The organism is Trichocoleus sp. AS-A1 (assembly GCF_039962015.1).
Classification (GTDB): domain Bacteria; phylum Cyanobacteriota; class Cyanobacteriia; order Cyanobacteriales; family FACHB-T130; genus FACHB-T130.
Window position 1 is genome coordinate 207,748 of the sequence record NZ_JAMPKG010000003.1, and the last position, 23,881, is coordinate 231,628.

A 23,881-nucleotide genomic window follows, 5' to 3' on the forward strand; every position below is an offset into this window, starting at 1 on the left:
TAATGATGAGTATTGTATAATTTACTAATGTTTTAAGTATTCTAGTAGATAATGATTTATTTTAAGATTTAGAAATATCTTCTATCTCAATCTTAAAGCAAATTTAATAATTTTTAACCAAAAATCAATGGTGATGGATATTAATGTAATAGAAATTAAACCCTACACTAATCATGAGCTATGGAGTCCGGAGAAGTTTCTTATGCCTCCCCGAAGTCCTTTGCATCATTTAGAACCGATTGGTGTGGGAACTCCTACAGTTGAGAGTTTAACCAGCTATGTGACACGGTTAGCTCAATCTCATGGAGTTTTTGTCAGTACATTACTATCGAGAATAGTTAATCCCCTCTTGCAGCGAACCTTTATCAAGGATTCTACCAGTAGAGGATTAGAACCGTTTTTTAACCGTTCTCATGTTTTAAATGGATATGGAACGATAGCTACTGATTTTGTTGAGGTTCTTAACCAATTAACCTTGTCTAATAAGTTAAAGTTTTTAACATTGATATCCTTTTCAAATATTTTAGTTGCAAAAGGCTTATTACGTCCTTATAAAGCTTGGTGCCCAATATGCTACGAACACTGGAAAAAAAATCTAGAAGTTATTTATGAACCCCTTCTATGGTCACTCAATGATGTCAAGGTTTGTTTAATACATCAACATCCTCTTGTGCAAGATTGTCCTCATTGTTATCGCCAATCACCTTGGTTAAACTGGAAATCCAGTTTAGGCTATTGTTCACAATGTTCTCAGTGGTTAGGAGGAGGTTCTAATACTTCAGTAGTTACTCAGGAGAGATGGATAGCCGAAACTTTAGGAGAATTAGTTGCGAATGCAGAGCAGTTATCTTCTGTACTTACTCAAGAGCATATACAAAAATCTTTTACTCATGTAGTGCATCAAGTTACCGAGGGTAATATAGCTGCTTTTGCTGCAATGCACAAAATTCCTAAAAATACTTTTTGGGGTTGGTATTGCGGGAAAAACTGTCCCCCTTTATCTGCTTTAATACAAATTTGCTATAATTTTAAAATTTCTCTATCTCAGTTCTTTACGCAAGATTTCAATCTATCAACTATCCATGCTCAAAAGCTGAAGGTTGAGATGGAATATTCTAAGAAAACGCGCTCATCTCCGAGAACGCTAGATTTAAATCATATTGAAAATACCCTGAGCATCATTTTGTCCCAAGTAGAAGAGCCACTACCAACAATTACAGAGATAGCGGAACAGTTGAAAATTAATAGACGAGTTCTTTCAAGGCATTTCCCTGTACTATGCCACAAAATCGTCACGAAACGCCGCAATTATATGCGTATGATTCACTTAGCTGCTATTGAGCAGTGTTGTCAAGAAATTAAAGAGGCGATTGTCTCACTCCAGCGATCAGGAGAATACCCAAGCGAGTCCCGCGTGTGTGAACTGATTAGTAACCCCGGCTATTTTCGTTATCAGCAGGTTCGGCTACTCTATAAGCAAGAGCTTCAAGCTACTTAAAGTAGCTTGTGAGCTTTCAGTATGAATGAGGAGAGGATAGTCGATCGTCTACATCTTTCTCGTCATTTTTTTCAGGCATAGTTTTGCCGCTATGGTTTTCAGGCATAGCTTTGCCGGAGCGGCAAAATCAAACTTTAAATGACACAGCCACCTATAGCGGCACCAAAAAAAATAATGGACACAACTGGATTCGAACCAGTGACCCCCACGATGTCAACGTGGTGCTCTAACCAACTGAGCTATGCGTCCGTCCGACGATTTATAAATGTAGCATAGCTTTTTATAAAAGTGCAAATAATTCTCGCTAAGCAATGGAACTTAGAACTCGGCAACTAAGATGCAGAAACTCCATCGCTGTTGTCATCCGGGTCTGATAAAATAGCGAGGTTGTTCAGACAGAAATCGTCATTGAGCCAATCCATTGACATTCCTAAGCTTGATGCCTTAGCGCAAGAACTGGCGACTATCCAGCAAACAGGTTCCAAACGGATTGCCCTGCTGGGGTCGCGTCACGTTCCGATCACCCATCAAAATCTCATTGAGATGATGAGCTATGCCTTGGTTTTAACCGGGAATCGACTCATCACCTCTGGTGCTACCGGAACCAATTTTGCCGCCATCCGAGGGGCGATGCGAGCCGATTCTAGCCTGCTGACTGTAATTTTGCCCCAAAGCTTAGAGCGTCAGCCACGGGAATCGCGGGAGCAGTTGGAACAGGTAATGCATTTGGTAGAAAATCCCGAAAACGACAATTTATCGCTGGCTGAAGCCAGCGCTCTATGCAATCAAGAGATAGTTTCTCGGTGTCAGCAGCTAATCTGTTTTGCGTTTCACGACAGCCACACCCTGCTCAAAACTTGTCAGGATGCGGAAGAACAACGCAAAGTGGTGACTCTGTTCTACTTTGATTAAAAAGACGCGATGCATTAAGAGCGCTACCGCTGGCGTCTCTACAATAAAGCTATGATCCCAGTACCTGCTATTCTGCTCGACTGCATTGCCGCAGCCGCTGTTCTGATTTATATCCCCTTTTTGGTGGTGGGTTACGCCCGTGTGACTGTGGGGTATGACACGGCGGCTCCGCGAGCCATGTTTGATAAGCTGCCTCCCTACGGACAACGAGCCACTTGGGCGCACCAAAACTCGTTTGAAGCATTTATGATATTTGCGGCGGCAGCCCTGATGGCTTATGTGACAGGTGTAGATTCGCCCTTGGCAGCGATCGCAGCGATCGCCTTCGTTGTTGCCCGGTCATTATACTCCGTTTTTTATATTCTCAATGTCCCAATCGCGCGATCGCTGATGTTCGGCATCGGTACCCTGAGCAGCGGCACCTTATTTGCCCTCAGCCTACTTTCTGCCAATAGCAATTAGCGATTTTTCTAATATCAATTTAGCCAACCACTAACGATTCTTTATGGCTTCTACATACTCTTTTGATATTGTCAGCGATTTTGACCGGCAAGAATTGGTCAATGCCGTAGACCAAACTGAGCGGGAAATAAAAAGCCGCTTCGACCTCAAAGACACTAAAACTACCCTTGAATTAGGCGACGACGTTATTACAATTAGCACCGATAGCGAATTTACCTTGGATGCTGTTCATACCATCCTGCAAATTAAATCTGCCAAGCGCAACCTTAGCTTGAAAATCTTTGATTATGGCAAACCTGAATCAGCGGGTGGTAGTCGCATTCGGCAGGAAATCAAACTGCGTAAAGGACTCAGCCAGGAAATCGCTAAACAAATCACCAAACTAATTCGGGACGAAATTAAAAAAGTGCAACCCTCAATTCAAGGTGATGCCGTGCGAGTTTCTGCTAAATCCAAAGATGACTTGCAACTGGTAATTCAACGCTTGAAGCAGGAAGATTATCCGGTTGCTTTGCAATTTAATAACTATCGCTAAACGGTTTTTAAACGCAAATAACGCGGAGGTTTTGCAAAAATACGCAAAATTTTGGTTGTTCTCTGCATTTTTGGAGTGGTTAAAACTTAGGGTGAACAGTGCCCTTGAGTTAACATCATTCTAAAAATAAAAGCCCAATTTCTTTGTGAAAATATCCCAGCAAGACAATACAGATGAAGTTATTCCTTGCTGCTCTTGGTGCAGTCATCATTGGTTACGTGCTGGGATACTCTGTCAAAATTATCCGTCAAAGTAATGAAGCCTTAGTAGAGCGCTTGGGTCGATACCATCGAACGCTGAAACCAGGTATCCACTTTATCTTGCCTTGGCTCGATACGATTGTCTATCAGAATACAACCCGCGAACAGGTTTTGGAAATTGAGCGCCAGCCAGCGATCGCAAAAGATAATGTGTCCCTAGAAGTCGATGCAATTGTGTATTGGCGCATCCTAAATTTAGAACGCACTTATTACACTGTTGAAAATATTGAGATAGCGTTAAAAAACTTGGTTATCTCTATCCTGCGCTCTGAAATTGGTCGAATTAAGCTAGAGCAAGCGGTTCATTCTAGAAGCGAAATCGCTCAAACTTTATTGCAGCAATTAAATGAGGCGGTTGCGAATTGGGGGATCAAGATTACCCGTGTCCAATAGGATATTGCTTTTTTAGAAAAATACTGGAGCCTCTGAAATTGGGAAAGCTGCTGAAATTAAGACTAGAACCTGCTAATGTCTGAGCCAGAGGAGAAATGGATAAACAACCAAAAATCGACCGCCAGCGAGAGCATCAAGCCAATGAGCGGACATTTCTCGCTTGGTTGCGTACCTCGATTGCATTGATTGGATTTGGGTTTGCTTTAGCTCGCTTTGGTTTATTTCTACAGCAACTGCAAACCGCCGTCACAGGTCAGGATAGCACTTCTCACTCGTTCATCAGTTCCCAGAGCCTTGGCATCAGTCTGGTGGTTGCTGGCATTGTCCTAATTGCCTTTGCTGCATGGCGCTACAACCAGGTTTTTTGGCAAATTGAGCGTAGCGATTATCAGGCAAATCGTCTGTTTGTCTGGATAACGGCTGGAGTGGTGATGATTTTAGGTGTCCTCAGTATCCCTGTCCTCCTCTGGCGACAGCTACCCGTTCCTCATACTCCCTCTTCTAGCAAAAGTGGTAAAGTTTATCGCCAGCTTAAGCAGCCTGCTGCCTCTTTTGCACAAACTGTAAAGCATCAAAATTTTTAGAAAAAGTGCCTTTCTTTTTATTTGCATCAAAAAAGTGAATCAAAATTATTTGAAAATCGTAAAGTTTGTTTTTGAAAGTCTAAAAAACTTTACTTTGAATTAAGGGGTTTGAAAATCAGGGTTGGTGAAATCCTGCGATTTTATTTATGTGTTTTATAATTTTAAGGATATCAATCTGAAAACTTAATTAAGTTTTCAGCATTCAATAGATGTGATGGGATATTTAACTACGAGTTTGGATTATTTTTAAGTCGGTGATTCAAATCACATATAGGCATACAAGAACCAGATGAGATGCGGGTTTAAAACTCTTGATTTAACGTGATTTGGTGCAGGAAAGCTTAGTTTGCATCGCTGCGAATTCTATTTGAACCGGCTCTGGTGCAAGATGTAAATTGAAGCAACAAATATTTAACAATACAGCTAAATTTCTTGGGACGGAAACGAACTTTGGCAAGGTTTATTTTTCAGTAAATGAGAACAATATTAAAAGATGTTTCGGTGAAAATACTGAGGCTTTTTGAGCGGGAATAGACTCAGATAGAATCGAGTTAACAATAAATACTTGTGAGGGTTGCGATGTCGAGAGTATTAGTCGTCGATGATGTGCCGACTGAACTAGAGATGATTTGCCGAATTTTACAAGAAGCGGGGATGGAAGTGGTGAGAGCGAGTGATGGAGAGGAAGCGATCGCTCGCATCCAGGAGAAGCCACCCGACCTCGTGATATTGGATGTGGTCATGCCACGAATGAACGGATTTGAAGTGGTGCGGGAGTTACGAGAGAACGAGGAAACCAAACACTTACCTGTCGTGTTTTGTACGCAAAAAAATACAGAGATTGATAAAGCTTGGGGAATCGAGCTGGGAGCCGATGCTTATGTAAGTAAGCCACTTGAGGCGAAACAGTTTATTAATCTGGTGCGACGCCTTCTCTAAGAATTAAAAATTAAAAATTAAAAATTAATCAATAATTATAATTTTTAATTTTACATTTTTAATTGTTTATGCCTCGCCAATTCGTTCTCTTTGGTCAAGACAAGAGCCTGTTTGCAGTCGAACTAACAGCAGTCAGAGAAGTGCTGGTTTTGGGCGATCAGACCATTACCGCTGTTCCGAATACGCTTCCTTTTTTATTGGGTTTAACCAATCTGCGAGGGGAAATTCTGGCAGTAGCAGATTTTGGTCGGTTCATGGGTGCCGACCCTGTGGAAAGTCACGAAGCTCGGAGTCGGATTTTAGTCGTAGAAGCGCCCGACCCGCGCGATATCAATCTCCCATCGATGCGGATGGGATTAGCAGTTTCTCATGTCGAGGGTGTGCTATCTCTCGATCCCGATCAAATTGTCTCGGCAGCAGAGGTGAGTGAGGAACTGGCTCCTTTTTTGCGAGGCTTATATGACTGTCAGGGACGCTTACTCATGATTGTGGATGTAGAAGCGATCGCGCATTCGGATCGCTGGTAAATCATAGATTGCCGGAGCCATAAGATGGAAAGTTCATATCAGCCGATAGAGGTGCCTCAGTCTTCCGACCTCATCGGGACACTTCAATCCTTATCTAAAAAAGCCACTATAGCAGTCATTGCAATCGGTTGTGCGGTACTACTAGGTTGGATGTTTAACATTCCCATCCTGAAAAGCATCTTGCCAGGTCTGGTAACGATGAAAGCAAACGCAGCGGTGTGTTTTATCCTCAGCGGTACATCGTTGTGGTTGTGGCACCGTTATCCCGCTGACGAGTCGAAGCGCCGCTGGGGACAATGGTTTGCGGGGATCGTTGCGATCGTCGGTTTGCTGACACTGATGCAGTATGTTCTGGGGTGGGATTTCGGCATTGACCAACTTCTGTTCAAGGCGTCGTCAGACACCTTTGGCACTTCCTCCCCTGGTCGGATGGCTCCCAATACTGCCCTTAATTTTTTGATGTTGGGGGTGGCTCTACTGCTGTTTCTCGGCCCCTATATTAATTATCAAGCCGCTCAAATTCTTAGCTTAGCGGCATTCTCAGTCGCCTTGCTGGGGGTACTGGGCTACCTTTATGGTGTGAAATCCCTTTATGGGATTAGCTCTTACACCCAGATGGCATTGCACGCAGCAGTGGGATTTGCGCTTCTTAGCACCGGCATTCTGTTTGCTCGTCCAGATCGAGGGGTGATGGCAGTTGTCACCAGCCAGAATGCAGGGGGTATGATGGCGAGGCGGATGTCACCGGCTGTACTTGGGATTCCGCCACTTTTAGGTTGGATAATCTTAGCCGGGTACCGGGCGAAGTCTTTGGAAACCGAGATCGCCATCTCGGTTTTAGGTAGCTTGAATATTATTGTTTTTGCCGTTCTGATTTGGTGGAATTCTCGAAACCTGAATGGCATTGATATCAAACGCCAGCGGGCAGAAGCAGAACTTCGCAATCTGAATCAAGAACTCGAACAACGCATCGATGAGCGCACGGCAGAATTAACGGAAGCGAATCAAGAACGCGATCGCTTCTTTACTCTCTCTCTTGACCTGCTGTGTATTATCGGATTTGACGGCACCTTTAAGCGCCTCAATCCTTCATGGACAAGAATCCTGGGCTTCGCGGTCGAGGAACTTTTGGCTCAACCGTTTATTGAGTTTATCCATCCAGATGACCGAGACAAGAGCTTAGCCGAAGCCGAAAAACTGACTATTGGTTCGCAAGTACTGTATTTTGAAAATCGCTACAGGTGTAAAGATGGCTCCTACCGATGGTTAGCGTGGACTGCGAACGCGGCTGCTGAAAATCAAGTGATGTACTGCATTGCCCGTGACATCACCTCAAGCAAGCAAGCAGAAGCAGCGCTTCGGGAAAGTCAAGAACGCCTAGAGGCAATCATCGACAATTACACAGCCGTCATCTATCTCAAAGACTTGGAAGGTCGTTACATTCTGGTTAATCGCCAGTACGAACGCCTCTTCCACACGACCAAAGAGCAGGTTATTGGCAAGACTGACTACGATTTCTTCTCGAAAGAAATCGCTGATGCTTATGGTGCCAACGATCGCCAGGTACTTGAAACCGGAACTTCTTTAGAAATGGAAGAGGTTGCACCTCAAGATGACGGACTCCACACCTACCTTTCCACGAAGTTTCTCTTAAGAAATTCGACAGGAACTACTTACGCCCTCTGTGGGATTTCCACCGACATCAGCGATCGCAAGCGGACAGAAGAAGCATTGCAGCAACAGGTGCAGATGCTGGATTTAGCCAATGACACCATAATGCTTCGGGATCTCGACGATCGCATCGCTTATTGGAATCAAGGCGCAGAAAGACTATACGGCTGGACAAAGGAAGAAACCGTAGGGCAATACATCCACGCATTTTTAAAAACCATCTTTCCCCAACCCGTCGAGGAAATTAAAGCCGCGTGCCTGCGGGATGGACGCTGGGAAGGTGAACTCATCCACACCAAGCGCGATGGGACACAGATCGTTGTCGCGAGTCGCTGGACATTGCAACGGGAGGAATCCGGTCAGCCTAAAGCGATCCTAGAAATCAACAATGACATTACTGAGCGCAAAGCTGCTGAGGAAACCATCCGTCAGAACGAGGAAAGGTATCGCTCATTGATCGCCGCCACCTCGCAGATAGTCTGGGCGACAGATGCCCAAGGACAAGTGGTTGATATGCCAGCTTGGAGAGCGCTTACAGGTCAAAGCAAGGAACAAGTGAAAGGCTGGGGATGGATGGACGCCGTGCATCCAGAAGATCGCGATCGCACTGCCCAGATTTGGTCTAAAGCCCTTGAAACGAAAAGTCTCTATCAGGTTGAGTATCGTATCCGAGCCGCAGATGGCAGCTATGGATACTTCTGGGTTCGCGGGATTCCCGTCTTGGCAGAAGATGGTAGTATCCGCGAGTGGATTGGCGTCTGCACCGACATTAGCGATCGCAAACAAGCGGAAGCAGATTTACAGCGAACAGCAGCAGATTTGGCTCGTTCCTCGGCTGAACTTCGGCAGCAAACCAGTATCTTGCAATTAGTACTCAACAGTATGGGTGAGGCAGTCATCGTCGCCGATGAAACCGGAAAGTTTTTACTGTTCAACCCCGCTGCGGAGAAAATGTTCGGATTGGGTTCAGGAGATGCCCCCCCCGATCGATGGTCAACGCAGTATGGCTTGTTTTTGCCCGATACCGTGACCGTTTACCCAACCGCAGATTTACCGATGACAAAAGCGATCCGAGGCGAAGCCGTTGACGACGTAGAGATGTTTACTCGTCATCCTGGTATACCAGAAGGTTTGTGGGCAAAAATTAACGGCAGACCGCTGAAGGACGACAACGGTGTCCTCAAAGGCGGGGCGATTGTTTGTCGCAACATCACCAGCGACAAGCAAGCCCAAGAACGTTTACAACAACTCGCCAAGGAGCAGGAACGCCTGCTGCAAGAACTGAAAAACCGGCAAAATGCCCTTGATGAATCGGCGATTGTCAGCGAAACCGACTTAAAAGGAACCATTACCTATGCTAACGAGCGGTTCTGCCAAATCTCTGGATACACCCAGGAAGAACTAATGGGGCAAAACCATCGCATCGTTAACTCTGGCTACCACCCGAAATCCTTTTTCCAAGACTTCTGGGCTACGGTTTATCGGGGCGGTGTATGGAAAGGAGAAATCAAAAATAAGCGCAAAGATGGTTCTTTGTATTGGGTTGACACTACAGTGTCCCCAATCTTTGACACTAATGGCAATATCATCAAATATATCGGGATTCGCTTCGACATTACCCAGCAAAAAGAAGCGGCTGATAGACTTATCAAATTAGCAGAAGAGCGAAAAATTGAGGCAGATTCTCTAACTCAACAAGTCGTCAAGCTTTTGGGTGAAATTAAGGGTGCAGCCAAGGGAGATTTAACGGTTAAAGCTCAAGTCACCAATGACATCTTAGGAGCATTAGCAGACTCTTTCAACTACCTTGTCACCTCTTTACGGAAAGTGGTCATTAATATCCAAGATGCAGCGGCACAAGCTAATCAAGCTACAACGGCATCGATTGGTAACACTAACGAACTCGCACAGCAAGCGCGTACCCAAGCCTTGCAAATTGAGTCCACCTTAAAACAAATTGAGCGGATGCTCAACTCGATTAAAGATGTCTCAGATGCTGCAAAACGAGCCGAACAAGTGGCACAGCAAGCTGCTACCACAGCAGAAATGGGAGGACAAGCTGTAGACCGTACAGTTGATGGAATTAACGAACTCCGCCAAACGATTGCCGAAACTTCAAAAATGATGAAACGTCTAGGCGAAGGGTCGCAACAAATTGGCAAAATTGTAACATCTATTTCTCAAATTGCTTCTCAAACAAACTTGCTGGCATTGAATGCCACAATTGAGGCAGCACGCGCCGGAGAACAAGGGCAAGGCTTCGCAGTCGTAGCGGAGGAAGTTCGCAAGCTCGCAGAACGCTCTGCCTCAGCAACCGAAGAAATATCAGAGATTGTGAAAACAATTCAAGATGAAATTAGTCGGGTGATGAGGGCAATGGAATCCGGTACTCAACAAGTTGTTGAAGGAACGCACATTGCCGCAGCTGCCAAGACGAATCTGATTGCGATTATTGAAGTCAGCCGCGAAATTAATGCTTTGGTACAAAACATTACTCGTGCTGCTCAAAAACAGACAATTTCGGCAGAAGAAATTGCAGGCAGCGTGAAGCAGGTGAACGCTATTTCTACCAACACTGCCCAAAAAGCTGAAGACGTAACGAATTCACTTGGTGGGTTAGCTGTTGTCGTGAATAAACTCCAAAGTTCAGTGACAAACTTCCGCTCGCAATAAGCAGTCAAAGATTCAGAACCTCACTCCGGCATCCCTTATCGCTTTTTAGCGAGGGGTGCCGGAGGGAAACAGAAAAATGCCAGACCAATCAAATGGAGTAATTAAAATTAATAACTTCATTTTTTTATTTAATACCATTCCGATTTATGTTTACACTAGGCAAGTTTTTTAACTAACAATTAAGCAATAATTAGCATATTTGATATATAGCATTGTCACAAAGATGGGGATGAATTAAATAAAATCCAAAGTTACGTCTAAAGGCTGACTTATTTAAAGGAAAAAAGTATGAATTCGGATGATTTCAATGAGCTAATCGGTATCTTTGTAACTGAAACTCAAGAATTCCTGCAATCCCTAGAAGCCAATCTTTTATTGATAGAAAGCAGCAGTGAAGTTGAAGCGCGATCGCAAGCGGTTCAAAACCTATTTCGAGCTGCCCACTCGATAAAAGGTTCGGCTTTGATGTTTGGTTTTGAAACCTTATCGACAGCGGCTCATTGCCTGGAAGATAGCTTTGCAATTCTGCGCGATCGCGCTGATTTATCCCAAATCAATCCAACGACGATTACCGCTTTGCTGCAAGGGGTCGATCTCCTGAGAACCATCGCCAACCAAGTCTGTCAGCCGGAAGGCAAGGATAATGGAGCAACAATGCAGGCAACCTCTGTAGCTGAAGTGGAAGCGATCGCCCAAATTCTAGCCCAGCTAGAAAATCAGTATGCTAAGCCCGCTGCTTCCAGTAATGGCTCTAGCCTTAACAATCGGGCAAACCTGCAAACTATTAAAAGGATTTTTGAACAAGATTTACTTCCGGTTTTTAACCATTTGGAAACGGAACTTTCTCAAGTTAAATTAGAAACTTTAGAGCAAACAATAGCGACACTTAACCAAGTTTATTACCAACTTTCAGGGGTAGCTGGGATGCTGCAACTGGCAGAATTTGGGCAAATTGTTGAGTATTTGAGAACTTTGATCGATACCCCTCATCTGAGTGTAGAACTCCTCCAAAAACAGGGATGGGAAATTGCCCAAAACTTGCAATCTGCCCGCACTCAGCTATTGCAGGGAGAAGCCATTACTATACAGCCTTTGAATGGGACTGAGCCAAAAGGACTGAGGACTGAGGAACCAATACTCTCCACTCCAGAATCACCAGTTGATGATTCCTCGACACCCTTCAGTAATAGGACTGAGGTGACAGGACTCAGGACTGAGGAACCAGCCATCTCCACTCCAGAATTACCAGTTGAGGATTCCTCGACACCAGCCTCAGCCCTCAGTCCTCAGTCCTCACTCAGTCCTCTCTCCTCAGCCCTCAGTCCTCACTCAGTCCTCTCTCCTCAGTCCTCAGTCCTCTCTCCTCCGTCCTCAGTCCTCTCTCCTCAGCCCTCACCCAGCCCTCAAGCCTCACCTGTTTCTTCCCCCACAGGTTGGCAACGCCCGACGATTCGCGTAGATCTAGAACGCTTAAGCGAATTAGTGAATTTGGTGGGCGAATTAGTGATTAACCGGACAAATTTGGAACTACAAGAAACTCAACTACGCACTGAAGCGAAGCGCATTCGGAAGAGTATTGTAGCTTTAAATCAATTTGGAACGCAGCTCCGAGAAGAATATGACCGCCTTAGCACTGAAAATAGCAAAAGCGATCGCGTAAAAACCACAACTGCTTTTACTAAATCTTTGCCTTCGACTTTCGATTTATTGGAACTAGATCAATATACAGAATTTCACTCCACCGCTCAATCTGTGATTGAAACGACCGAAGCGATCGCGCTATCGGGAACGAAGATTGACGAAATCGCGGTGAAATTTGAACGCAGCACCGATCAACTCCGGCGGATCACCGACCAGTTGCGATCGCGCGTCATGCAACTGCGAGTCGTCCCCTTCAGTCGGGCGGTCGATCACCTCCCTCGCGCTTTGCGAGATTTGTGTCGCCTCCACAACAAAGAAGTTAATCTCCTCCTCCTGGGACGAGACACCACCATTGATGAAAGCCTGCTAGACGCCCTGCGCGACCCCCTAGTGCATCTGGTGCGAAATGCCTTCGATCACGGCATCGAAACGCTCCAAGCCCGCCTCGCCCTGGGGAAACCCCCCAGCGGTCAAATCGAAATTGAAGCCTTTCACCAAGGCGGACAAACCATCATTACCATTACTGATGATGGACGGGGAATTGACCCAGAAGCCATCCGCGCCAAAGTCGTAGCAGGCGGCTTTGTGGCAGCCGAACAAGCAGACGAACTATCAATTGCCGACCTCTACGAATTCCTCTTCTGGCCTGGTTTCAGCACCACTAAAGAGGTCACGGAACTTTCTGGTCGGGGGGTGGGGCTGGATGTGGTTCGCACCAATCTGCGGCAGGTACGGGGGACGGTCAAAGTAGATTCACGACCGGGCAAGGGTACTAGCTTTATCCTGAAGTTACCACTCATGCTATCGATCAGCGATGCCTTAATGGTTAAGGCAGATCGTAATACGGTGGCAATCCCTCTAGACGCCGTAGAGGAAATTCTCCACATTCAAGGGCATCAGATTCAAATGGCTGGGACGCAGACCATGTTGTGGTGGCGAGAAGAATTTATCCGCTTGGTGCGTTTGCAAGAATTACTCCACTATAGTGTCCCCCATCCCGACGGCCCCTCTCCCGACCCAATTGCCCAAGACTATATCCCGGTAATGGTTTTAGCTTCCAGTGAAGGTGTTCTCGCTGTAGTCGTGGAACGTCTCATTGGTCAACAAGAAGTCGTGGTAAAAGCCCTTCCGCTTCCCCTCTCAAAGCCTCGCGGGATCGTTGGTTGCACGATTATGGGAGATGGTCAGGTCGTGACGATTTTAGATGTGGACGATCTCATCGGGCAATTTTATACTCAAAGCGGCACCACAATTTCAGTTGATAATAAATCAGATTTAGGGACACGACATAGCACGCCACTCCTTGCCCCGACAGGAAGTTCTCAACCCCAAATTTTGGTCGTCGATGACTCTTACACGATTCGGCAGTTACTCTCGCTAACGCTAATTCGCGCCCGTTACCGAGTCGCGCAAGCCAAAGATGGTCAAGACGCTTTATCTAAATTAGAGGAAGGCTTAAACTGCGATTTAATCATTGCCGATATAGAAATGCCCCGGATGGACGGATTTGAACTGTTGCGAAATCTGAAATCTCAACCTCAATTTGCCTCAATTCCCGTTGCCATGTTGACTTCCCGGAGTGGGTTCAAACATCGCCAGATGGCATTAGAGTTAGGAGCGATTCAATACTTTACTAAACCCTACAACGAGGTTCAGTTATTAGAAGCGATCGCTAAATTAATTAAACATTAAAGAACTTATGAATCGCCGATTCCGGACTAAAGCCCTCGTCTCAACTCGGATTGCCAAGCGGAAACTGGTTTCGTTTCAGATGGGAAACGAACAGTACGCGATCGCAATTGACCGAGTACAGCGCGTTCTCAAAGCATTTACACCCCATGCTGCCCTAACCAATGGTCGCCGGTTAATGGAATATGAACAGGAAGCGATCGCGCTTATCGATCTATCAGCGCTATTTCTAAAATCCCACGAAACAGACTACCAGTATCTAATTGTTTGCACCATCAAGCAAAAAGAAAAATTAGGCATTCCCGTCTCTGAAATGCCTAAAATATTAGAAGTATCAGAAGAAAAATTTGAGAAAATTCCAGCTTTTTATCAACCCGAAGATTTACCCGTCGCTATTGAACAAATTATCCACGCACCTGAGGGTGGTCTCGTATTCTATCTCAATTTAGATCGCCTATAAGTAGGCAGAATTAAGTATTTTTAGATGGATAAGCGATAGCGTAAACTATGCAGATGTTAGGTTTTCTCGCGTTTTAAATTACTGTCTAGATAGCAATCCTAATTCATTTATTAAGTCTTGGATCTCTGCGCTTACTTTTCCCTGGCGCTCTATATAGCGCTAACGTGCATGGCTGATGAAAATCAAGTTCCTGGCTAATCGCAAAATTCAGGTTTATCCAACTCAAATTTAATTTTCCCAGTCCGTTAAAACGGGCTTGAGCGATTAGCCAGGAACTTAAGTTCCTGGCGGGATGAAAGCGTAGCGAGACTAACTTACAGCCCAGACATTACTTCTCTCGCTGCTGCCAAAGTGCGGTCAATATCTTCATCTGTGTGCGCCAGAGAAGTAAATCCAGCCTCAAACTGAGAAGGTGCCAGATACACACCCCGCTCTAACATTCCGCGATGGAAGCGGCTAAACTTGTTCGAGTCAGACTTTTTAGCATCTTCGTAGTTATGGACTGGCCCTTGAGTGAAGAACAAGCCAAACATCGCGCTGATGCTACCGCCGCAAGCCGCATGACCTGTTTCCTTAGCAATTTGCAGCAAGCCATCACTGAGCTTCTTTGTCATCTTGTCTAACTGCTCGTAGCTGCCTGGTTTTCGCAGCAATTCCAGCGTTTTGATTCCGGCAGTCATCGCCAGAGGATTCCCCGAAAGCGTCCCGGCTTGATACACTGGCCCGGCTGGAGCAATCATCGACATAATATCGCGGCGTCCACCGTAAGCACCCACCGGCAAGCCACCGCCGATTACTTTACCCAGCGTTGTCAAGTCAGGGGTAATCCCAAATCTCTCCTGTGCCCCACCGTAGGCAATCCGGAAGCCGGTCATGACTTCGTCAAATACGAGTAACGCGCCATTTTCTTGCGTAATCATTCGCAAACCTTCCAGGAAACCCGCGTCCGGCGTAATAAAGCCAGCATTGCCCACCACTGGCTCTAGAATCACCCCAGCAATCTGATCGGGGTTTGCGTCAAATAAAGCTTTGACGGCTTCCAGGTCATTGTAGGGGGCAGTGAGCGTGTTGCTGGTTGTCGTCTTGGGAACGCCTGGAGAATCCGGCAAGCCGAGGGTAGCGACGCCGGAACCAGCTTTCACCAGGAACATATCAGCGTGACCGTGATAGCAGCCTTCAAATTTAATTAACTTGTCGCGTCCGGTGAAAGCTCGCATCAGGCGCAGAACTGCCATGCACGCCTCGGTTCCGGAGTTGACAAAGCGCACCATTTCAATGCTGGGTACGGCGTCAATCACCATCTCTGCCAGCACATTTTCCAACACGGAGGGGGCACCAAAGCTGGTGCCTTTTTCCAGGGCTTCGTGCAAGGCACTAATCACTTCTGGATGGGCATGACCGCAAATCGCGGGTCCCCAGGTGCCAACGTAGTCGATATATTGGTTGCCATCGACATCCCAGATATAGGCACCTTTGACGTGGTCAAAGACGATAGGTTGTCCTCCCACCGATTTAAACGCCCGGACTGGTGAACTGACACCTCCTGGCATCAAATGTTGAGCAGCGGCGAATATTTCTTCTGACTTGGTGGTTTTCAAATTTGTAGAAGTAATCAATGTTATCTCCTCGTTTTGATGATAAAATCTCTGCCTCAAGATAGGCGGAAGCTGCGATCGCAGAGATTACGCTGTTCAATTATCCTACTGAGGGTAATGCCAATCATGTCCTACCAAACGAATCAGAATTTACCTGTGAGTGTTTGCTCTTGTTTCTGGAAGGCAGCCTAGGAGTTCCGATCGGGTAGCATTCAACTTGGTAGTTCGATTCAGCGATTCAGTTCGACGGTTCAATGGTAGCTTCGATGGTAGACAGAGGACTTCAAGGCTCACAAGGTTCTCATTTACGCTGTCAGAAGTCAATCAGCCAGCCTGGTTAGCCAGCTTAAATAGCATCTTTGGCAAATGCCTGGAACTGCTTCTTGCAACCTCTTATTCACTTTAGCGAACAACCCGGAAGAATATCTGAGGCATCTAGAACGGGTGCTGAGCAGTTGGTGGTAAGGAGTGATATCTTGTACAAGTGAGTCATTTGTACTGAAAATGCCAGCTGCTGAACCCTCTGCTTTAAGCCAATCCATCCCTGTCGATCGAATCCGCTACAACGAGCAGGGACTGGTGCCAGCGATCGCGCAAGATTATCTGGATGGTACGGTCTTGATGATGGCTTGGATGAATCGGGAGTCGTTACAGAAAACGCTGGAAACGGGACAAGCTTGGTATTGGAGCCGTTCTCGTGGGGAGTTGTGGCATAAAGGGGCGACTTCGGGGCATTTACAAAATGTGCGAAGTCTCCGTTATGACTGCGATAGCGATGCGCTGCTGGTTACTGTGGAACAGGTGGGAGAAATTGCCTGTCACACCGGAGAACGCAGCTGTTTTCATCAAGTAGATGGGGAAAAAGCGCCGCCTCCCGCAGATACCTTGTCGGATTTGTTTGCGACGATTTGCGATCGCCGAGATAATCCTAGCGAAAGTTCTTACACCAGCAAGCTATTTGCCGGTGGAGATAACAAGATTTTGAAAAAAGTTGGCGAAGAATCTGCTGAAGTGGTGATGGCTTGCAAGGATGACGACAAGGACGCGATCGCGGGTGAGGTTGCTGATTTGTTCTATCACACCCTGGTTGCTTTAGCTCACCATCATGTTGATGTTAGAGATGTTTATCGCAAGTTGCAGGAACGCCGTCGATAATTGATTGGCGACCGATCTAGCCTAGCCATTGTTGGCGCAAAAACAACGATTGTTCACAGAACTAGCAACAAGCAAATCTATCTCAAAGCGTTTTGCTTGTTTACTGCAATAGGTACTGTCAAAATAGATTATTTCACGAGCATAAAGAATGTGCGGTAAACAAGGGCGATGTCCTCAAAGGACGACCTTCGGTTCGCTTCGACTTTAGTTGAATTGTAGAAGTGTAGTTTTCTGCAAAAATGAGATATTCCCGCAAAACTACCACAAGTGGCGATTGATGAATAAAAAGTGTAACCGGATTAAACGATTCACAAGTTTCTTAGCCTTCACCTATCTTTTGCTACTTGTACATTCTCCCCAGGTTAAAGCGCAGGATTCCTCAAATAATCTGGAAACTGCACCTGAGTTACTAAAAACACCGCCTAATCAAAAAAAGCCGACTGAAGTCTCAATTGGTATTTATATTACTAACTTCGCTAATATCGATCAAGCAAATGAAAGTTCTGAGATAGTTGGCTACCTATTTGCTACTTGGAAAGATCCACGCTTGGCATTTAAACCAAAAAAGGATGAAGAAAACACAAAATATTATAATATTGAAGATATCTGGCAACCCGGTCTAGAAATTATTAACTCTAAAGAATTTCGCGAACAAACTAACAATGATGTTCGTGTAGAAACAAATGGCACCGTTCATTATCAAGAAACTTTTAAAATAAATTTGTCCTCTGGGTTAGATTTAAAAAGATTCCCATTCGATTCTCAAAAAGTCAATATTCTACTTGAATCTTTTAAATATGATATCAACAAAGTGAAATTAGTTTCACAGAATTCGTTAAGTGGACTCAGTAAAGACAGCTACGTTTCCTTGGCAGAATGGGACATTCAAGGAGTAACCACACGAGTAGAACAGAAAAAGTTTGAGCCTGAAAACACTTACTATTCTCGATTGATATTTGAAATTAATATTAAACGAAACTATGGCTTTTATATCTGGAAAGTAGGTATTCCACTGTTACTACTAACAATCATTTCGTGGATGGTATTTTGGATTGAACCAAAAGAATTTGGCACACAGGTGTCGATAAGCATTACAAGTATGCTTTCTGTAATTGCATTTAGCTTTACAGTGAATGATGCCTTGCCACGGGTGGCATATTTAACGTTTATAGATGGATTCATTTTTTTGTGTTATGTCTTTGTGTTCCTATCTCTCTTTATAGTAATCCTGGTACATTACCTGAGTACAACAGGAAAAGAAAAAAAAGGATTCATGGTTCAAAACAATTCTCGCTGGTTTTTCCCAACTACATTTAGTATCAGTAATCTCCTATTGATAATTTTGATTATGCTGACATAAGGGTTAAAGTTTTATGAAAAATAGCATTCTAAGGCGGCTTTCTATTAGCGAGACAAAATTCGATTCAGGTACTGCAAAATGGCAATGGTGATGGCTACGCTGAATGCGAAACCTAGCCACAAACCATCCGCCACCACTGGCGGTTGATCTAATGCCCAACCACCCACTGTAGGGCCAATGAAATAGCCGATTGCCCAACAAAGAGAATTGATTGAAAAATATACGCCACGTTGAGATTCGGGGGCTAAGACTGTAATCAGAGAAGATGCTGAGGGAGTGTAGGAGACAAGGGCGATCGCAAAAACTCCCATTGCTAAAATTGCCCACAATAACTGACTTGATGCTGCTACTCCTGTAAACCAAATTAAGCTAAATCCTAATCCCCAAAATAGGGCGGAAATGCACAAGGCGTAGGGATGGCTCAAACGTTTAAATATTCTGACAACTGGCAGCTGTAAGAGAATGGCTAAGACAAGGTGCCAGGTAAATAAAGCACTAATGGTTGTGGGGGAAAATCCTTTTCCAGATTCTTCTATACGCAAGAAATTGCTGAAGTACAGGGGCATTGTACTTTGGGTTTGCGAGATATAGGTGGTGAAGATGATGTTCACTAAGCAAAAAATCAACAGACTGCGATCGCGCAGTGCCGTTGCCCAACTGCTAAATGCTTGTTGTTGGCGTTCTCCTGGTTTGTAAGTTTCTGCGATCGCTGCATAGACGACCCCAAAGAACACCACAAATGAAATCGCATCAAGCACAAATAGCTCTCGATAAGCCCCCGTGGTGCCAATTAATACACCTCCCAATACAATTCCGATCCCCATCCCCAAATTGTCTGCCAGTCGCGTTAGGGCATAAGCTTCATTGCGCTGCTCTCCCTCTGTCAAATCTGCTACTACGGCTTCTGTGGCAGGCCAATATAAACCGATGCCCATGCCCATCAGCAAATTACCAACCACGAAAATGTGAAAATTGTTGCTAATCGCCAAGACTACGGAAGCAACTGCCGAAACCGCTGCTGAGAGTAACAGGGTGCGTCTGCGTCCCCAAAACGGCGAATCTGCAAACGAACCGCCCAAAATACGCCCAACTACGCCAGAAATGGAGGCGCTGCCTAAGCCAATCCCGACTTGCGTGGCGGAGAGTCCCACTTGATTGACAAAAAAAATCGGGGCGTAAAACAAAGTAAACCCAGTGCCAATCCCGGATAAGAATCGACCAGCGGCAAGAATCCAAACTTGGGAATTTAGCTGAGGCAACCAGGACGTGGCTTTGCGGAAAAATGTCATGGGGGAGAGGAATTAGAGGGATTTCTGAAGGCAATTCTGCGGGTAAACGGACTTGTCGCGTATCCACTTCAATACAGAATTGCTTGAATTGAGCAGAATCGGTTTTTCTCACGTGATAAAGAAAGATAGTGAAAGCAAAAACGCGATCGCGCGATTCCTCTCAAGCTTTCGGTTCAAGCTTTCGGTGCGATCGCTCATAGCTCTAACCTCAGATAGAGACCACCCTAGCTTCTTATCGTTACATTTAGTTACATAAGCTAAACATTGCTTAACAAACGTAGCGATAAACCCGGAGTTCCCACCATGCAAGAGACACAGAAAGTAACCACTCCCGTCATGGACGATCGTAACGCTTGGAGATACGGCTTCACTCCTCAAGCAGAAATTTGGAACGGGCGTCTAGCGATGATTGGCTTTTTAGCCGCTGCGCTGATTGAAATCTTCTCAGGTCAAGGCTTCCTGCACTTCTGGGGTCTGATCTAGAATTAATTCCCTCCCATTCTCGTCATCATGTCACCTCAAGTAATCCGCCTGGGAGTTATCAAAACGCTCCCAGGTTTTTTTTATCTTCAATTGTCGCTAAGGAGTGATGGGAAGCGATCGCTCTCTATCCCCCTAATGAACTCTCATATAGGAAAATAATCCAGTAGCCAAATCCCAAGCAATGAGCAACGTGAAGCCATTTCTCTTCTTGACCGATTTAGACAATACCTTAGTAGGCGATGACGAGGCTCTAGAAGAACTCAAGCGCCACCTGAGCCAGCATCGGCAACAATACGGGACAAAGATTGTTTATGTAACAGGTCGTTCCCCCGTCCTCTACCAAGAACTGAAGACCGAACAGGAGCTATTAGAACCCGATGTCCTCGTTCTTTCTGTCGGGACGGAAATTTACCGAGATGGCAGCGATACACCAGATCCAGCTTGGGTAGAGCAACTTTCTCACAACTGGGATCGCGATTTGATCGTCGCCACAACCGCTCATTTTTCTGACCTCGTTCCCCAACCGCCATCCGAACAACGCCCTTTTAAAGTTAGCTACTTCCTCGCCGAAGAAGCCGCCGTTGAAGTTCTCCCTCAGCTAGAAGATTTGTTGGAAGAACGCAAGCTAGATGTCAAGTTGGTCTATAGCAGTGGCAAAGACTTGGACATCCTACCTCGCGGTGGCAATAAAGGAACTGCAACCACGTTTCTGCGACAGCAATTTCAGATGCCTCCCGAACAAACCGTTGTTTGTGGTGATTCTGGCAACGATGTAGCTTTCTTTCAGTCCGGTGAGGAACGGGGAATCATTGTCGGGAATGCCCAGCCAGAACTCCTAAAGTGGCATTACGCCAATCCTTCGATTAATCGCTATTTAGCAAAAGCGGATTGCGCTGGAGGTATTCTAGAAGGTCTGAAGCATTTCGGCTTTTTAGAATGAACTTATCCTACATCCTCAACATCTTTGCATGATCGGCTATCTCAAAGGGACGGTAGCTGGCATCCAGAAAAGCACCGCCAATCGCGTCATCCTGATTCTGGAAGTTAATCAGATTGGGTACGAACTGCATATCCCGCCGCGCCTGGAGGCTGAGCTACCGGCGGCGGGAGAAATGGTGCAAGTTTTTACACACCAACAAGTTCGGGAAGATCAAGTCCTCCTGTATGGCTTTGGCTCCGCCGCTGAGCGGGATTTATTTCGCGCCCTCGTCAGCGTCAGCGGGATTGGTGCTAGAGGTGCGATCGCCCTCTTAGACACCTTAGGGCTATCAGATTTAGTTCAAGCAATCGTTACAGGCAACACCCGCACCTTAGCAAAAACTCCAGGCATCGGTAGCAAAACCGCCGAACGTCTGGCGCTGGAACTGAAAACTAAACTTGCAGAATGGCGACACTCGGCAGGGGTCACTAGCACCGCGACTGGTCCTTCTGCCGCGATTTTAGAAGATGTGGAGATGACACTACTGGCTTTGGGATATAGCAATAGTGAAGTTGCCCAGGCGATCGCTGTCGTCAGACAAGATGCCCTGTTAGCGAAAAGCACGAATGCAGAAGATTGGATTCGAGGTGCGATCGCTTGGTTGAGTCATTGACCTCCTCCCAGCACTCTCGTTGGAGTCCCGATTTAACTCAGGTTTCTAAATTCACAATCGAAATTCCCATCTGTAAGGAATCGGCACTTCAACTTAAACAGATCAGAGCCAACCTTTAATTTCTACATCAGTGAGCGATCGCTCTAACTTGACATATTCACTTTTGGTCGCTTGTAGAATATGTTTCATCATCACCGGCTCTCCGGCATTGGCTGCTAGAAAAGCGGCATTCAAGGAAATATTGCGGATATTTCCTCCCGCTACATTCAGCTTTGCCAGCTTGCTCATATCTAGCCCTTCAGTCGGGGTCTTTTTGGGGAAGATACGCTGCCAAATTTCCGCCCGTTGGCTGGCATCGGGGAAGGGAAACTGCACAATAAATCGGATGCGGCGTAGGAAAGCTTGGTCTAACGAACCTTTCAAGTTAGTCGTCAAAATCGCTAAACCCTGATAAGCTTCCATGCGCTGTAGCAAATAGCTAACTTCGACATTAGCGTGGCGGTCGTGGCTATCTTTCACCTCAGTGCGTTTCCCAAATAAGGCGTCAGCTTCATCGAATAGCAAAATAGCACCGCCTGCTTCAGCAGTATCAAATATCCGCCGCAAGTTCTTTTCGGTTTCTCCAATATATTTGCTAACGACTGCACTCAAGTCGATGCGATACAGGTCTAACCGCAATTCCTTGGCCAGTACATCTGCTGCCATTGTTTTACCTGTACCGGAACCCCCTGCAAATAAGGCGCTGATACCTAAACCCCGATTGCTCTTACCAGCAAATCCCCAGACTTCGTAAACTTTAGCGCGTTGCCGAAGATGAGCGGAGATATCGCGCAGAATCTGGCGTTGTGCTTCTGGCAGCACCAAGTCGTCCCAAGTAGAATTTGAATCAATGCGTTGAGCTAAATCATCTAGGCGTGGACGTGCTTGGACGCGACAGAAATCCCATAACTGATTTTGAATTGGAGAATCTACTTCAATTTCTAATTTTTCACTTTTAATTTTTAATTGTTCGCAGGCAGATTGAATGGCGGGACTGCTGAGATTGAATTGAGAGACTAGCTCCTCTACGTGTCCGTTTAGTTCAGCAGCGACTGAGCCTAGATTAGTTTTCCAGATAGCAAGTTGTTCGCTGCGGGTAAGTTTGGGAACGTCGAAGGCAATTAGGGGGCGTTGTGGTGAATGCAGCCGTTCTTCTGTAGTAATCATTAGTGGGGTCGTGGTGCCTTGAATGAGCTGCAAAATTGCGGTTTCTCGGACTGAATCACCTGCATTGAAGCGATCGCAATCCAGCAACAGAACACTACCTGTCAAAGCGACTTCGCGTTCCCAGCGTCGGAACAGATGAATCAGGTCGTCCGGATCGGTTGGTAAGCGATGGGCGGATATGAGTTTTAAGGGATGCCCCATGAGGGCGCAGGCAGCGACAGCGATTGCCCATTTGTCGCCTACGTCTAAACCACACAGTTGCGGGATAGAGAAAGTAGAAGAATTTCCCGCTTCAGACAAGATAGCTGCTAGCCTGTCTGCTAACTGCTGGTGGGACGGTTGTAGGGGTGTATGGCAATACGCTTCTACAGGCAAGGGCTGAATTAGACTCATCAGGCGATCGTCCTGATACGGTTCGCCAAAGAGATAGTGCAGCACGCTCTCATCAATCTGCAAAGAACAGAAGGTAATGACTTGACCTGTACCAACTTGCAGTAATTGCCAGTGACGCAGAGGTGCTTGGGGGGTAAAAGCACTCCAATGACTTTGGGGAAACACTTCCAAAGCTAAACCAAAGGTCGGATAAGCCATTTCCCGATTTCCTTGAGCGTTAGCGCACAGGGCTGAGAAATTTGGAAAAATTGCCATACCGACGCACAACAGCAGAATATTACGCTCGAAGGGGGACAGGTTGAAGGTAGTGCAGAGTTGCTCTAATGCTGGAGGGGCTGACATAGAGGCAGCGATCGCATCTAAATTCAATTGCTCGTCCGCAACTGCTTCAACTGCTCGATTCTGCTGGCGATCGATGTACTGCTCTAATCTCCGATGCACTCCCGCTACTGCGGTCATCAGATAGTGGGAATTGCTTTTATACCAGCGGTCGGTGGTTGTGATATTCATTAGTTTTCTGACTTCAAACCGCCATGAGGAAATTACGAATTTATCCTCTAGAAC

Annotated in this window: 19 protein-coding genes and 1 tRNA gene; 16 read left to right on the plus strand and 4 right to left on the minus strand. The window is 45.9% G+C overall.

Annotated elements, in window-relative coordinates; genetic code table 11:
- Nucleotides 1-127 precede the first annotated feature (127 nt).
- Complete coding sequence (locus tag NC994_RS04230; protein WP_206753525.1) at nt 128-1,498, plus strand: TniQ family protein; 1,371 nt, start codon at nt 128-130, stop codon at nt 1,496-1,498.
- A gap of 175 nt (nt 1,499-1,673) precedes the next feature.
- Here the strand turns inward: NC994_RS04230 and NC994_RS04235 are convergent.
- Nucleotides 1,674-1,747 (minus strand) — tRNA-Val (locus NC994_RS04235).
- Between the two features lie 159 nt (nt 1,748-1,906).
- Between NC994_RS04235 and NC994_RS04240 the strand changes: the two genes are divergently transcribed.
- From NC994_RS04240 to NC994_RS04285, 10 genes are all read left to right on the plus strand, one after another.
- A complete protein-coding gene (locus NC994_RS04240) occupies nt 1,907-2,410 on the plus strand; it encodes a DNA recombination-mediator protein A (RefSeq protein WP_190415828.1) in 504 nt (167 codons plus the stop codon).
- Nucleotides 2,411-2,461: 51 nt separating this feature from the next.
- A complete protein-coding gene (locus tag NC994_RS04245) occupies nt 2,462-2,872 on the plus strand; it encodes an MAPEG family protein (protein WP_190434474.1) in 411 nt (136 codons plus the stop codon).
- Between the two features lie 43 nt (nt 2,873-2,915).
- Nucleotides 2,916-3,407 (plus strand): YajQ family cyclic di-GMP-binding protein, encoded by a 492-nt coding sequence (locus NC994_RS04250; protein WP_190415832.1) that lies wholly within the window; start codon nt 2,916-2,918, stop codon nt 3,405-3,407.
- A gap of 173 nt (nt 3,408-3,580) precedes the next feature.
- Nucleotides 3,581-4,060, plus strand: a complete 480-nt coding sequence (locus tag NC994_RS04255; protein ID WP_190434478.1) for a paraslipin — start codon at nt 3,581-3,583, stop codon at nt 4,058-4,060.
- A gap of 95 nt (nt 4,061-4,155) precedes the next feature.
- On the plus strand, nt 4,156-4,644 hold the full coding sequence (locus NC994_RS04260) for a DUF202 domain-containing protein (RefSeq protein WP_190434480.1): 489 nt from the start codon (nt 4,156-4,158) through the stop codon (nt 4,642-4,644).
- A gap of 579 nt (nt 4,645-5,223) precedes the next feature.
- Nucleotides 5,224-5,583, plus strand: coding sequence for a response regulator (locus tag NC994_RS04265; RefSeq protein ID WP_190415835.1), 360 nt, complete (start codon nt 5,224-5,226; stop codon nt 5,581-5,583).
- A gap of 68 nt (nt 5,584-5,651) precedes the next feature.
- On the plus strand, nt 5,652-6,110 hold the full coding sequence (locus NC994_RS04270; protein WP_190415837.1) for a chemotaxis protein CheW: 459 nt from the start codon (nt 5,652-5,654) through the stop codon (nt 6,108-6,110).
- Nucleotides 6,111-6,134: 24 nt separating this feature from the next.
- On the plus strand, nt 6,135-10,454 hold the full coding sequence (locus NC994_RS04275; protein ID WP_190434483.1) for a PAS domain S-box protein: 4,320 nt from the start codon (nt 6,135-6,137) through the stop codon (nt 10,452-10,454).
- A gap of 288 nt (nt 10,455-10,742) precedes the next feature.
- Nucleotides 10,743-13,787, plus strand: a complete 3,045-nt coding sequence (locus tag NC994_RS04280; protein WP_190434486.1) for a hybrid sensor histidine kinase/response regulator — start codon at nt 10,743-10,745, stop codon at nt 13,785-13,787.
- 7 nt (nt 13,788-13,794) lie between these two features.
- The gene (locus NC994_RS04285; protein ID WP_190434491.1) at nt 13,795-14,244 is read left to right on the plus strand and encodes a chemotaxis protein CheW; all 450 of its coding nucleotides are present in this window, start codon (nt 13,795-13,797) and stop codon (nt 14,242-14,244) included.
- 314 nt (nt 14,245-14,558) lie between these two features.
- Here the strand turns inward: NC994_RS04285 and hemL are convergent, their stop codons facing one another.
- A complete protein-coding gene (gene hemL, locus NC994_RS04290; protein WP_190415898.1) occupies nt 14,559-15,857 on the minus strand; it encodes a glutamate-1-semialdehyde 2,1-aminomutase in 1,299 nt (432 codons plus the stop codon).
- A gap of 486 nt (nt 15,858-16,343) precedes the next feature.
- Here hemL and hisIE point away from each other — a divergent pair, with 486 nt between their 5' ends.
- Both hisIE and NC994_RS04300 read left to right on the plus strand, forming a co-directional pair.
- Nucleotides 16,344-16,994, plus strand: a complete 651-nt coding sequence (gene hisIE, locus NC994_RS04295; RefSeq protein ID WP_190415845.1) for a bifunctional phosphoribosyl-AMP cyclohydrolase/phosphoribosyl-ATP diphosphatase HisIE — start codon at nt 16,344-16,346, stop codon at nt 16,992-16,994.
- A gap of 277 nt (nt 16,995-17,271) precedes the next feature.
- A complete protein-coding gene (locus NC994_RS04300; RefSeq protein ID WP_190434494.1) occupies nt 17,272-18,354 on the plus strand; it encodes a hypothetical protein in 1,083 nt (360 codons plus the stop codon).
- 44 nt (nt 18,355-18,398) lie between these two features.
- On the opposite strand, the gene NC994_RS04305 is transcribed toward NC994_RS04300, so the two are convergent.
- The gene (locus NC994_RS04305; RefSeq protein WP_190434497.1) at nt 18,399-19,643 is read right to left on the minus strand and encodes an MFS transporter; all 1,245 of its coding nucleotides are present in this window, start codon (nt 19,641-19,643) and stop codon (nt 18,399-18,401) included.
- A 303-nt stretch (nt 19,644-19,946) separates the two neighbouring features.
- On the opposite strand from NC994_RS04305, the gene NC994_RS04310 reads away from it, so the two are divergent.
- From NC994_RS04310 to ruvA, 3 genes are all read left to right on the plus strand, one after another.
- Entirely contained in the window at nt 19,947-20,126 is a 180-nt protein-coding gene (locus tag NC994_RS04310; protein WP_190415851.1) for a chlorophyll a/b-binding protein, read from the plus strand.
- A gap of 190 nt (nt 20,127-20,316) precedes the next feature.
- Nucleotides 20,317-21,066, plus strand: a complete 750-nt coding sequence (locus tag NC994_RS04315; protein ID WP_190415900.1) for a sucrose-phosphate phosphatase — start codon at nt 20,317-20,319, stop codon at nt 21,064-21,066.
- 28 nt (nt 21,067-21,094) lie between these two features.
- On the plus strand, nt 21,095-21,718 hold the full coding sequence (gene ruvA / locus NC994_RS04320) for a Holliday junction branch migration protein RuvA (RefSeq protein ID WP_190434499.1): 624 nt from the start codon (nt 21,095-21,097) through the stop codon (nt 21,716-21,718).
- Nucleotides 21,719-21,820: 102 nt separating this feature from the next.
- On the opposite strand, the gene NC994_RS04325 is transcribed toward ruvA, so the two are convergent.
- Nucleotides 21,821-23,827: an AAA family ATPase gene (locus tag NC994_RS04325; RefSeq protein ID WP_190434502.1), complete on the minus strand. Its 2,007-nt coding sequence runs from the start codon at nt 23,825-23,827 to the stop codon at nt 21,821-21,823.
- Nucleotides 23,828-23,881: the final 54 nt, after the last annotated feature.